14 protein-coding genes are annotated in these 10,733 nt (G+C 68.5%); 2 read left to right on the plus strand and 12 right to left on the minus strand.

Features of this window, described 5'->3' with window-relative positions; translation table 11 throughout:
• Positions 1–87 precede the first annotated feature (87 nt).
• From AC1RM6_RS12760 to AC1RM6_RS12780, 5 genes are read right to left on the minus strand one after another with little or no spacing between them, the layout of a single operon-like run.
• Complete coding sequence (locus tag AC1RM6_RS12760; protein ID WP_493101722.1) at positions 88–840, minus strand: SDR family oxidoreductase; 753 nt, start codon at positions 838–840, stop codon at positions 88–90.
• Positions 841–847: 7 nt separating this feature from the next.
• The gene (locus AC1RM6_RS12765; protein ID WP_493101724.1) at positions 848–1,438 is read right to left on the minus strand and encodes a carboxymuconolactone decarboxylase family protein; all 591 of its coding nucleotides are present in this window, start codon (positions 1,436–1,438) and stop codon (positions 848–850) included.
• A 4-nt stretch (positions 1,439–1,442) separates the two neighbouring features.
• Positions 1,443–2,312: an SDR family NAD(P)-dependent oxidoreductase gene (locus AC1RM6_RS12770; protein WP_493101726.1), complete on the minus strand. Its 870-nt coding sequence runs from the start codon at positions 2,310–2,312 to the stop codon at positions 1,443–1,445.
• Positions 2,313–2,324: 12 nt separating this feature from the next.
• Positions 2,325–3,182, minus strand: coding sequence for an SMP-30/gluconolactonase/LRE family protein (locus tag AC1RM6_RS12775; protein WP_493101728.1), 858 nt, complete (start codon positions 3,180–3,182; stop codon positions 2,325–2,327).
• Positions 3,179–4,027: a TauD/TfdA dioxygenase family protein gene (locus AC1RM6_RS12780; RefSeq protein ID WP_493101730.1), complete on the minus strand. Its 849-nt coding sequence runs from the start codon at positions 4,025–4,027 to the stop codon at positions 3,179–3,181. The genes AC1RM6_RS12775 and AC1RM6_RS12780 overlap by 4 nt, the downstream gene beginning before the upstream one ends.
• A gap of 119 nt (positions 4,028–4,146) precedes the next feature.
• Here AC1RM6_RS12780 and AC1RM6_RS12785 point away from each other — a divergent pair, with 119 nt between their 5' ends.
• Entirely contained in the window at positions 4,147–4,719 is a 573-nt protein-coding gene (locus AC1RM6_RS12785) for a TetR family transcriptional regulator (protein ID WP_493101732.1), read from the plus strand.
• Between the two features lie 19 nt (positions 4,720–4,738).
• Here AC1RM6_RS12785 and AC1RM6_RS12790 read toward each other — a convergent pair whose 3' ends face one another.
• From AC1RM6_RS12790 to cofE, 6 genes are all read right to left on the minus strand, one after another.
• Positions 4,739–5,116, minus strand: coding sequence for a hypothetical protein (locus tag AC1RM6_RS12790; RefSeq protein ID WP_493101734.1), 378 nt, complete (start codon positions 5,114–5,116; stop codon positions 4,739–4,741).
• Positions 5,117–5,194: 78 nt separating this feature from the next.
• Positions 5,195–5,848 carry a cell wall hydrolase gene (locus AC1RM6_RS12795; protein WP_493101735.1) on the minus strand — a complete coding sequence of 218 codons (654 nt, stop codon included), beginning with the start codon at positions 5,846–5,848 and terminating at the stop codon, positions 5,195–5,197.
• A gap of 308 nt (positions 5,849–6,156) precedes the next feature.
• On the minus strand, positions 6,157–7,026 hold the full coding sequence (locus tag AC1RM6_RS12800) for a 3-hydroxyacyl-CoA dehydrogenase NAD-binding domain-containing protein (RefSeq protein WP_493101737.1): 870 nt from the start codon (positions 7,024–7,026) through the stop codon (positions 6,157–6,159).
• A 142-nt stretch (positions 7,027–7,168) separates the two neighbouring features.
• Complete coding sequence (locus tag AC1RM6_RS12805; protein WP_493101738.1) at positions 7,169–7,426, minus strand: hypothetical protein; 258 nt, start codon at positions 7,424–7,426, stop codon at positions 7,169–7,171.
• Between the two features lie 53 nt (positions 7,427–7,479).
• The gene (gene cofD / locus AC1RM6_RS12810; RefSeq protein ID WP_493101740.1) at positions 7,480–8,445 is read right to left on the minus strand and encodes a 2-phospho-L-lactate transferase; all 966 of its coding nucleotides are present in this window, start codon (positions 8,443–8,445) and stop codon (positions 7,480–7,482) included.
• The gene (gene cofE / locus AC1RM6_RS12815) at positions 8,442–9,200 is read right to left on the minus strand and encodes a coenzyme F420-0:L-glutamate ligase (protein WP_493101742.1); all 759 of its coding nucleotides are present in this window, start codon (positions 9,198–9,200) and stop codon (positions 8,442–8,444) included. Before cofE ends, cofD begins: the two co-directional genes overlap by 4 nt.
• A gap of 249 nt (positions 9,201–9,449) precedes the next feature.
• Here cofE and AC1RM6_RS12820 point away from each other — a divergent pair, with 249 nt between their 5' ends.
• Positions 9,450–9,659: a hypothetical protein gene (locus tag AC1RM6_RS12820; protein ID WP_493101744.1), complete on the plus strand. Its 210-nt coding sequence runs from the start codon at positions 9,450–9,452 to the stop codon at positions 9,657–9,659.
• Between the two features lie 6 nt (positions 9,660–9,665).
• Here the strand turns inward: AC1RM6_RS12820 and lepB are convergent, their stop codons facing one another.
• Positions 9,666–10,553 carry a signal peptidase I gene (lepB, locus tag AC1RM6_RS12825; RefSeq protein WP_493101746.1) on the minus strand — a complete coding sequence of 296 codons (888 nt, stop codon included), beginning with the start codon at positions 10,551–10,553 and terminating at the stop codon, positions 9,666–9,668.
• Positions 10,554–10,733 lie beyond the last annotated feature (180 nt).

Here is a 10,733-nt window from a genome sequence, read left to right on the forward strand (position 1 = left end):
GTTATGTCCTTGGGCGGCCCCGGCCTCCGCCGGGGCGACGGAGAATTTTCAAGAACAGGCGACGGAACAGGGCAGGGCCCGTTGCTCTCACGCGCTGGTGTCGATCGTCGGCCGGATCGCGATCTCCGAGATGTTGACCGTGCGAGGCAGCGACAGGATGAAGCGGATCGTCTCGCCGACCTCGGACGGCAGCACGACCCCGTCCTTGCTGACATGCGCCTGGATCGCCTTGCGCCAGTTCGGGTCGGAGATATGGTCGCCGACCTCGGTCAGGGTGGCGCCCGGCATCAAAATGGTGACGCGGATGTTGCGGTTGCCGACCTCCTGGCGCAGCGCGTCGGTCATCGCGTTGACCGCATGTTTGCTCGCCGAATAGGCGTTGGTCATCGCCCCGCCCTTGCGCCCGGCGAGCGACGAGATGGTGATGATGTCGCCGCCACCGCCCGCGATCATGTGCGGCACCGCCGCCTTGCAGGTGTAGAGCGTCGCGAACAGGTTGATGTCGAACACCCGGCGATATTCGGCCAAGTCGCAGCCCTCGACCCCGCCGGCCTGCATGATCCCCGCCGAATTGATCAATATGTCGATCCGGCCGAACGTCGCCACGACCTGCTCGACCGCGGCGATCGCCTCGGCCTCGACGGTCATGTCGGCGGCGATCGCGACCGCGCGGCCGCCCGCCGCCTCGATCCGTGCGACCAGCCCGGCGAGCCGGTCGGCGCGGCGCGCAGCGACGACGACGGTGGCGCCGGCTTCGGCCAGAACCAGCGCGGTGCCCTCGCCGATTCCCGAGGAAGCGCCGGTCACCAGCGCGATCTTGCCGGTCAAACCCTGGGTCATGCGGTCCTCATGCCTCCGGTGCGCCATAGGTTTCGGCCAGCGCGATCAGGTCGGGCTGGCGCTGGACTCCCGTCGACCGCATCACCCCGGCGATCGCGACATAGCAGCCGACGGTGAACATGAAGTCGAGCAGCTGCTGGTGGTTCCATTCGGCCGACAGCGCCTGCCAGCTCGCATCGCCGATCCGGCGGTCGTCGACCAGCTCGTCGGTGGCGCGGACGATCGCGCGTTCGAAGCCGCTGAACCACGGATCGTCGGCGCCCGCCTGCACGGGCGCGAACATCGCCGGATCGAGCCCGCGCATCAGGCTGAGGTTGAGGTGGCTCGACCACATATAGACCGCCTTGCAGCGCCAGGCGGTGCGCATGATCGCGATCTGGCGCTGCTTGAGCGGCAGGCTGGAGGTGGTGAGCAGATGGACGTTGAGCTGCGAGAACAGGTCGGCGAGCAGCGGATGGTGGGCGAAGGTCTGGAGCACCGGGTTGGTCTCCGCCCCGCTGAACGACCCGCCGCTCCAGCGATCGAGAAAGGCGCGGGCTTCGCCGCTGAACTGCTCGGGCGGTATCGGCGCCATGCGCGGCGGGGGATCGGCCGTCATATCGTCATTTGACCTTGTACGGATATTGTTCGCGCGGCGCGCAATGGTGCAGCGTCCGCACCGACGGCGGATGGGCGCCATCGATATCGGTGATGCCATAGCCCGCGCCGACCTCGGCGCCGATCAGAGTGCGGCCGTTCAGCGCCATCAGATCGGGATCGTTGAACAGCGCCCACACGACATGGCCGGTATATTCGGTCGATTCGAGCGTGCCTTCGAGATGGCGGAACAGATCGGGCGACGCCGCCATCATCGCGAGCAACCGTTCGGAGGTCAGCGATCCCATCCAGATCGACAGCGCCGCGACGTCGACCCCGGCATCGGCGAAATCGACCGCCATGTCGGCGGCCATCTTGTCGACCGCGGCCTTGTGCGCGCCATAAGCCGGGCCGAAGCAATAATGGACCGCGCCCGGCGCCGAGGTGAAGACGATCAGGCCCTTGCCCTGGCGCACCATCACCGGCGCGGCATGCCAGCTCGCGGTGAAGCCGCTCCTGATGCCGACGTCGATCATCGCGCCGATCTCGATCGGCTTCTCCCAGAAATTGCCGGGCGCGGGCAGCATGTCGTGGATCGCGCAGGCATTGTTGACGAGGATGTCGATCCGGCCCTGCTCGCGCTCGACCCGCGCGAACAGGGCGGCGACCTGGGCATCGTCGCCATGGTCGCAGGGCACCGCGATGCCCCTGCCGCCGGCCCGGGTCACCGCCTCGGCGGTGGCGTGGATCGTCCCGGGCATCGAGGCATCGCCTTCGCGCTGCGAGCGGCCGGTGACATAGACGGTGCAGCCATGCGACCCCAGCGCGATCGCGATGCCCTTGCCCGCCCCGCGGCTCGCGCCGGTGACGATCGCGACGGGTGTCATATCGGTCATGCGGGCGGCCCCTTATCGAGCGAGGGTGAAGCGGGGACGCGCGACCGGCGCGCCGGGGACCGGGCTGCGGGTGCGGTAGAGCACCGAATCCCGGGTCTCGATAGGCCGGCCTTCGGCGAGCGCCTGCGCCGAGGCCGGGTCGACGACATTGACATAGAGGTCGCGCAGGTCGGCGCTGCCGAAGCGGACGCTGGTCGCGGCCTTGCCGGGGAGTGCGAGCCGGCGGACCTCGCTGCCGTCGGGGCGCAGGCAGAGCAACTCCGCCGAGGCGAAGCCGGTGATCCAGGCATTGCCTTCGGCATCGATCGCCATGCCGTCGCAGTCGGGCTTGTCGACCAGCGTGCGCGGTTCGCCGAGCGCGCCGTCGGCGCCGATCGCGAAGGCGCGGGTCGCGGCGAAGCTCTCGTTGAAGAACAAGGTGTCGCCGGCGATGCCGAGGCCGTTGGCGAAGGCCAGCCCCGCGCGCAGCACGGTCAGGCTGCGGTCCTGGGCCAATCGGCAGATCGACGAGGGGCCCGGCCGGGTGCCGGCGACGATCGCGGGCAGGTCGATCGTGCCGAAGACGATCCCGCCGCTGCCGTCGGCGACCATCTCGTTGGTGCCGGCGAGCCCCTCGACCAGCATCCCCGAGGCGCCGGTCGCGGGATCGGCCCAGGCGATGCCGCCGGCCCCCGCCGCGAGCAGGCTGCCGTCGTCGTTGAGCAGCAATCCACCGATCATCGTCCGCTCGGGCAGCAGCACCGCGTCCGATCCGAGCCGGCGGATCCCGCCGAGGACGACATCGGTGAACCAGACATCGTCGCCGTCGACCGCCAGCCCCTCGAGCCAATAGCCGCGCGCCAGCGGCTCGAAACCGTCGACCATCGTCATGCGAAGGCTTCCTCGCCCTCGAGCTTGGTGCGGTGCATCAGCCGGCCGCTCTTATGGTCGTAGGACATCGCCCGGTGCATCGTCCCCGTATTGTCCCAGATCACCATGTCGCCGAGCGACCAGCGATGGCGGTAGACGAAGCGCGGCTGGGTCGCCCAGTCGCGCAGGCGGACGAGCAGCAGCTCGCTTTCGGCGATCCCCATCCCCTCGACCTGGAGCGCGGTGGCACCGAGCACCAGCGACTTGCGGCCCGACCGGTGCTTCCACACGAGAGGCAGGACATTCTGGCCGCGCGCCATCCACTGGGCGAGCTGGGCATGGCTGGGTTCGGGCTCCCAATAAAGCTGCGAGCGCCACATCGCATGGACCACCTGCAGCCCCTCGATCGCGGCTTTCTCGTCGTCTGGCAGCGCGTCCCAGGCGGCATAGCTGTTGCAGAATTCGGTGTCGCCGCCTTCGGGGGCGAGCGCGCGGGCGCTCATGATCGACGCCAGGATCGGCTTGGCCGACATCGTCCCGTCGATATGCCAGTAGAAGGCGCCCTTCAGATAGGAGGCGATCGGGTTGATGCGCTCGTCCATCGTGATCGGATAGACGCTGTCCTTGCCCTTGGTGCCTTCGCCTTCCTCATGCGCGAAGGTGCCGAGGGTGTGGGTGAAGGCGATCTGTTCGGCGTCGCTCATGGCGATCGCGGGAAAGACCAGCACCCCGCGCCGTTCGAGCAGCGCACGGATCTCGTCGGCTTTCTCACCGCTCAGCAGGGTCTGCTTGTCGGTCCGGATCGTCGAGCCGATCGCCGGGGCGACGTCCTCGACGGTGAAGCGGCTCATGGTGGACAGGCTCATCCTCGACCTCCTCGGTGCCTCTGCGGGCAGTACTACTGATCTCATGTTCAGTAATAGCCTTGCGCTTTCGGTCAAGCAGGATAGAGGCGGATCGGGTAAGCACAGGGAGACGCATGCCGATGGCCAGACGCCGGCTCGAACCGGACCAGTCGCGGGCGCTGATCCTCGACGCGGCCGAGCGGTTGATGCGGCAGGAGGGCTATGCCGCGGTGACCACCCGCCGGGTCGCCGCCGAGGCCGGGCTCAAGCCGCCGCTGGTCCATTATTATTATGCGACCACCGAGGATCTGCTGCTCGCCTTCTACCGGCGCTCGGCCGAGGCGACCCGGATCCGCTTCGAGGCGGCGTTGGCCTCGGACCGCCCGCTGATGGCGCTGTGGGCGGTGCATAGCGATCCCGAACGCACCGCGCTCGCCGCCGAATTCATGGCGCTCGCCAACCACCGCAAGGCGATCCGCACCGAGATCGCGCGCAATGTCGAACTGTTCCGCGCGGTGCAGGCCGAGGCGCTGGCGCGGACGATCGCCCCCGAACTGATCGACTGGGCAGGTTGTTCAGCCGAGGTCGCGGCGGTGATCGTCGCGGCGATCGGACGGGCGCTGGTGATGGAGGAGGGGATCGGCATCGCCGCGGGCCATGCGGCGACGCGGGCGTTCGTCGAACGGGCGATCGGCGAGATGGAGCGGACGTGAGGCTGGCTTCAGCCCGCGATCACCCCAGCAGCCAGGCCTCGGCCGAGGCGCGGTCGCCGAAATGCTCGACTCCGTCGCGGTCGGTCAGGCGGCGGGTCTGGCCACGCGCCAGCGATCCGCCGACGACGAAGGCGAGCCGCTTCGACCGATATTTCGGGTGACCGACGATCTTGGCGAAGCCGCCGACGATCTCCTGCGCCTGGATCCGCATCGCGCTGGTGTCGCACAGCATGCGATGTTCGTTCGGGCCGCACAGCAGCATCCGCATCCGGGCATCGAGTGTCGAGCGGAAGGCCTCGATATCGGCTTCCGAGAAGAAGCCGCCCATGTCGACGCGGATCAGATCGAGATCGGGATCGACCATGATCGAGAAATGCGCGGCGATCTCTTCGCTCATATATTCGGGCCATCGATGACGAGTTGCAGGAAGCGGCGGCGTTATGGTCGGATCGAGTCCCTGCTATCGCGGCACATGTTAATTTTGCGTGATCTTCGCGCCTTTAGGCGAAGACTTCGGGCGCTGGTCCGACGGCGACTGCCGATTGTCTGTGCCGCGGCGATAGAAGATATGCGTCCCGACCTGGGCGATCTTGGCGAGCGAGCCGCGCCAATAGGGGACCATCCAGTCGGTATGATAATGGGTCGCGCGGCCGACATTGACGAAGACATGGCCCGCCAGCGCCCGCCGCGCCGTCTCGCGCGCCGCCGTCCAGCCGGCATGTTCGGGCCGGCGACGGATCGATCCGTCGCAGGTGAAGCTGAACTGGCAACCGGTGGTCCTCTGCGCGCCCTGATAGACCACCCCGCAGACCGTCTTCGGGAAACCGGGCGAGCGTACCCGGTTGAGCACGACCTGGATCACCGCCTGCTGCCCGCGCACATCGTCGCCGGCCTCGTAGATCGCGGCGGTCGCGAGACAGTCGATCGCCTGCAGCCGCGCGGCCGGACTGCCCTGGAAGCGATAGGGCCGGGCGGGGATCAGCCGGGGTTCGACGAACGGGACCGCGGCATTGTCGGCGCGCGCCTCGTCCATCGACAGCGTCTTCGGCTTTTCGACCTTCGGCACCGGCGGCACCAGCCAGCGGGCAAGCTCGATCGCTGCAAATGCGGTGAGCAGCAGCGCCACCATGGCGATCGCGACCGTTGCGAGCGGGTTGCGGCGCGGGGGCGGTCTTCGCCTGGCGGGAGAAGGGCGGCGCCGGCGGCCGGCCTGGCTGCGAACGGTCCGCTTCGGCATGAGGCGGCCTTAGCGGGGTGGGCGGGACGGGGCCAGTGGCGAGCGATGGGATGAGCCGTGACGGGGCGTCGCGTTGAGAACAGTCACGATTCAGCCGTCATCCCGGACTCGATCCGGGATCTCACTTCTTCTTGCTGCAAAGGCAGGGAGATCCCGGATCAAGTCCGGGATGACGAAGGACAGTGGGTCGCCCGTTCCCCTCAGCGGGTCGGAACCGGGGTCTCGCCCGAATAATCGTAGAAGCCCCGGCCGGTCTTGCGGCCGAGCCAGCCGGCCTCGACATATTTGACCAGGATTGGCGCCGGACGATATTTGGGATCGCCGAAATCCTGCTGGAGGATGCGGCAGATCTCGAGGATCGTGTCGAGGCCGATCATGTCGGCGAGCGTCAGCGGGCCCATCGGGTGGCCGAGGCCGAGCTTGACGCCCTTGTCGATATCCTCGACCGATCCGATCCCTTCGCCGAGCGCGAAGAAGGCCTCGTTGAGCAGCGGCAGCAGGATGCGGTTGACGAGGAAGCAGGGGCTGTCCTTTGCCAGGATGGTCTGCTTGCCGGTCGCCTTGCCGAACGCCTCGGCCCTGGCGACGGTCGCGTCGCTGGTGGCGAGGCCGCGGATCAGCTCGAGCAGCGGCATCAGCGGCACCGGGTTGAAGAAATGCATGCCGACGAAGCGGCTCGGATCGATCGTCGCCTGGGCGAGCCGGGTGATCGAGATCGACGAGGTGTTGGTCGCGAGGATCGCGTCGCTGCGCAGCACCTTGCCGATGTCGGCGAAGATCGCGCGCTTGATCGGCTCGCGCTCGGTCGCGGCCTCGATGATGATGTCGGCATCGGCCATCGGCGCGAGATCGCCGACCGGCTCGATCAGCGCGGCGGCGCTGTCGCGGGCCGTGGCGTCGAGCTTGCCGCGATCGACCGCCTTGTCGAGCAGCCTGACGATGCCGTCGCGGCCCTTGCCGGCGACCTCGATCGAGACGTCGGACAGGAACACCTTCATCCCCGACTGCCCGGCGATCTGCGCGATCCCCGCGCCCATCTGACCCGCACCTACGATCCCGATCGTCTGCATATCCATTCCCCTGGCTACGGCCCGGCTATCGGCCGATAGCCGGCTGTTATCCGGCGGCCGAAAGCGCATCAAGCGATCAATAGAGCAGCTTGCACAAGCATCGCGGTCGCGCCGTTTTGCATGCTGGTCGAGACCGGAAGTATCACTCCGGCTCGGGCAGATTCTTCCATTCGGCGGGCGAATCCAGATAGGCTTCGAGTTCGCGCCAGTGGCGGTCCCAGCCGGGGCCGCGGCGGGCGAGGGGGACTTCCTGTTCGACGCGGATGCGCGCGCGGGTCACCGGATTGGCGGGCAGCGCCTGGAGCCGGCTGACGATCGCGTTGACCCCCTCGACACCTTGCGGTTCGGGGGTTTCGCCGGTTTCGGCGGCGACATCGGGACCGGCTGCGGGCTTCATCATCGCGGCGTACCGAACATGGCGGCACGGGGCAAATGGATTGCGCCGGCTCCTTGTCAGCCGGCGATTTTCCGCGCGAGATCGAGCGCGGCGCGCGCCACCCGGGCGCGATCGTCGAGACTGAGCATCAGCGTGTCGGTCGCCGCATGCGCGATCGTCAGCCCTTCGGCGCCGTCGCGCGCGTCGACCAGCAGGCCGTCGGCGATCCCGGCATAATGATCGGCGATCGCGGCGTTGGTGACGGCGATGCCGAGCTCGGCCATCAGCTTGGCGGTCGGCCCCTTGACCGCGGTGCCGCCGACGATCGGCGAGACCGCGACGATCGGCGCGGTCGCGCGGACCAGCGCATCGCGCAGCGCCGGGATGGCGAGCAGCGGATCGACGCTGAGATAGGGGTTGGACGGCGCGATCAGGATCGCGGTCGTCGCCGGATCGAGGATCGCCTCGACCACGCCCGGCGCGGGGCGGGCGGCCGCGGCGCCCTCGAAGCGGATCGCGCCGACCGCGGGCGCGCAGCGCCGTTCGACGAAATAGCGCTGGAAGGGCAGATCGCCTTCGGCGGTGGTCAGATGGGTCGCGACCGGATCGTCGCTCATCGGCAGCATCCGCACGGCGACGTCCCAGGCGCGGGCGAAGCGGTCGGTGACCGCGCTCAACGGCTCGCCGTTCGCGAGCGCCTGGCTGCGCAGGACATGGAGCGCGAGATCGGCGTCGCCGAGCTGGAACCAGCCCTCGCCGCCGAGCGAGCGCACCGCCTCCATGAAGCCCCAGGTCTCGCCGGCGCGGCCCCAGCCGAGCTCGGTGTTCGACTTGCCCGACAGCGTGTAGAGCAACGTGTCGAGATCGGGCGAGATGGCGAGGCCGAGATGGCGGAAATCGTCGCCGGTATTGACGATCGCGGTGATATCTTCGGGCGGGACGACCTGCATCAGTCCGAGCACCAGCTTGGCGCCGCCGACGCCGCCGGTCAGCACGACGATGCGGTCCCGGTCCGGCCTGGCGTTCATCGGCTTCTCGCTCATCGGAACAGATCCTCTTCGATCGGGCGCACCAGCGCGGCGGCGGGGGCGTTGCCGCCGGGCCAGACGGCGCCGCGGACCAGCACCGCGGGCACGCTCTCGGCGCCCTCGCCGGTGGCGAGCGCGGCGGCGGTCGCGATCATGTCGCCGAGCGCGACCTGGGTGACCTCGAGGGTGCGGCCGTCGCGGTCGAGCTCGCCGCGCCGGTCGATCAGCGAAGGCAGGCCGGCGGCGCCGATCGCGACCCCGACCACGCCGTGGCGCCAGGGCCGGCCGAAACTGTCGGAGATCAGCACCGCCGGGGCGGCGCCGGTGTCGGCGGCCAGCCGCGCGCGCAGGGCGTCGGCCGAGGCATCGGGATCGACCGGCAGCAGTAGCGCGCGCTCGCTGCCGCCGGGGCCGATGTTCGACCGGTCGATGCCGCTGTTCGCCATCACATGGCCGAGCCGGTGGCGGGTGATCAGCACATGCGGCACCGCGCGCACGACATGGCTGGCCTCGGCGAGCACCAGTTCGACGAGACGGGGATCCTTGCGGGTGGTCGCAGCGAGTCGTTGCGCCTCGTCGCCCGGGACGATCGCCTCGAGATCGACGAAGCGGCCCTCGGCCTTCGAGACGATCTTCTGGGTGACGACGAGGATATCGTCCACAGCGAGCGGCAGCAGCCCCGCGGCGGCCAGTGCGTCGGACAGGATCGCGGCGAGATCGTCGCCGGGGGTGATTTCGGGGATGCCGATGAGCGGATGGATTGTGATCATGTTCGTGCCGCGTCTTAGGATCGGATCGGCACGAGGTGAAGCGTCTCTTATCGTTCCAGCGATTCCACCAGATCCCTGGTCTGTTTCAGGCCTATGCCAACGCGCGCTCAAGGGGTTCGAGGATCTCCATGGTCGCTTAATCATATCCCCATCAATCGACGCTAGATGTGCATTCTTCCCGCAAGGAGCGGGACAACAGCGTTCGGCGCGCGGCCTTGCCGGCCCGACCGCAACATGACCGGATGAGCGATGACTGACCCTGTGGCGCATTGTCCCGCGTGCCGACGGCCCGTCGGCTGGATCGGCTGGGCCTGCCGGCATTGCGGTCGCGGCTTCAGCGACCATGAACGTGCGGCGTGGAAGCGCCAGCGCGGCGGGCGATGGCGTGCGGTGGGCCTGATGGCCGGGCTCGTCTTCGCCGGCCTCGCCCGGTTCGGCGACGACGTCAGCGAGATCTGAATACGGTCATTTTGCCGCCTGCGGGCGCAGCGAGCGCCCGAACCGGTCGCTGCGGAAGGCCGAGAACCAGCTCGGCGGATTCCAGCCGGCGGTGCCGTTGAGCGAGAAACTGATGAATTCGGCGCGGCCGTTGAGATTCTCGATCGGTATCGCCCCGTTCAGGCCGTTCTGCGCCAGCGGCACCCGGCTGTCGGCGCTGTTGTCGCGATTGTCGCCCATCACGAAGACATGGTTCGCCGGCACCCGATAGAGCGCGGTGTCGTCCTCGCCGCTGCGGCCGAGGTCGAGCGTGTCGTAGGATCGTCCGTTGGGCAGCGTCTCGCGGACGACATGGACCCGGCAGGGGCCATTGCCGGCCGAGTCGTCATTGGCCAGGGCGGGCCCGGGAAACACCCGCTCACAGCGCATATTGCCGTCGACCGGCAGCCGCCGATAGCCCATGTCGTGGGTCGCGACCGGCCGGCAGTTGAGCCATAGCCGCCCGCCGATCATCTGCACCGTGTCGCCGGGCAGGCCGATGACGCGCTTGATCCACTCCTCGCCGCGGCGATCGGCGCCGGGCGGGGTCAGGATCACCACGTCGCCGCGTTCGGGCAGCCGGCCGAACAGCCTTCCGCCGATGAACGGCAGCAGAGGAAAGCTCGGCGAGGCATAGGACCAGCCATAGGGATATTTGGCGACGACGATGCGGTCGCCGACTAGCAGCCCCGGCATCATCGATTCGGAGGGGATGTAGAAAGGCTGCGCGACCAGGCTGTGGAAGCCGATCACCAGCAAGGCGAGGCCGATCAGCCCGCGAATCTCGCCGAACCAGTCGGTCCGGCGCGGTGCGTCGGTGGGCTCGGGTGTGATGGAGGCGCCCGGGGCGCCGGCGGGGTTGGTGCTGTCGATCATGCCGCCAGATCACATCATCGGCGGTGGCCTCATCCAGCAAAAGCATGTCCGGACAGGCGGAAATTCATGTCCGGACAGAGCGGAGGTCGTTTGAAAAATGCGCGAAAGTGCGCATTTTCGAGGCGGCACCAGCCCGCTCCCCCGCCCGACCTCCCATTCAGGATACGCTGTGGGAGGTCG

The organism is Rhizorhabdus sp. GW822-FHT03C02, from assembly GCF_058801765.1.

Bases quoted from the DNA above. Each gene is read 5' to 3' on its own strand.
- AC1RM6_RS12805 (WP_493101738.1), bottom strand. From the start codon at position 7,426: ATGATGAAGCCCGCAGCCGGTCCCGATGTCGCCGCCGAAACCGGCGAA.
- AC1RM6_RS12820 (WP_493101744.1), top strand. From the start codon at position 9,450: ATGACTGACCCTGTGGCGCATTGTCCCGCGTGCCGACGGCCCGTCGGC.
- AC1RM6_RS12780 (WP_493101730.1), bottom strand. From the start codon at position 4,027: ATGAGCCTGTCCACCATGAGCCGCTTCACCGTCGAGGACGTCGCCCCG.
- AC1RM6_RS12770 (WP_493101726.1), bottom strand. From the start codon at position 2,312: ATGACCGATATGACACCCGTCGCGATCGTCACCGGCGCGAGCCGCGGG.
- AC1RM6_RS12775 (WP_493101728.1), bottom strand. From the start codon at position 3,182: ATGACGATGGTCGACGGTTTCGAGCCGCTGGCGCGCGGCTATTGGCTC.
- AC1RM6_RS12795 (WP_493101735.1), bottom strand. From the start codon at position 5,848: ATGGTGGCGCTGCTGCTCACCGCATTTGCAGCGATCGAGCTTGCCCGC.
- AC1RM6_RS12800 (WP_493101737.1), bottom strand. From the start codon at position 7,026: ATGCAGACGATCGGGATCGTAGGTGCGGGTCAGATGGGCGCGGGGATC.
- cofE (WP_493101742.1), bottom strand. From the start codon at position 9,200: ATGATCACAATCCATCCGCTCATCGGCATCCCCGAAATCACCCCCGGC.
- lepB (WP_493101746.1), bottom strand. From the start codon at position 10,553: ATGATCGACAGCACCAACCCCGCCGGCGCCCCGGGCGCCTCCATCACA.
- AC1RM6_RS12765 (WP_493101724.1), bottom strand. From the start codon at position 1,438: ATGACGGCCGATCCCCCGCCGCGCATGGCGCCGATACCGCCCGAGCAG.
- AC1RM6_RS12760 (WP_493101722.1), bottom strand. From the start codon at position 840: ATGACCCAGGGTTTGACCGGCAAGATCGCGCTGGTGACCGGCGCTTCC.
- AC1RM6_RS12785 (WP_493101732.1), top strand. From the start codon at position 4,147: ATGGCCAGACGCCGGCTCGAACCGGACCAGTCGCGGGCGCTGATCCTC.
- AC1RM6_RS12790 (WP_493101734.1), bottom strand. From the start codon at position 5,116: ATGAGCGAAGAGATCGCCGCGCATTTCTCGATCATGGTCGATCCCGAT.
- cofD (WP_493101740.1), bottom strand. From the start codon at position 8,445: ATGAGCGAGAAGCCGATGAACGCCAGGCCGGACCGGGACCGCATCGTC.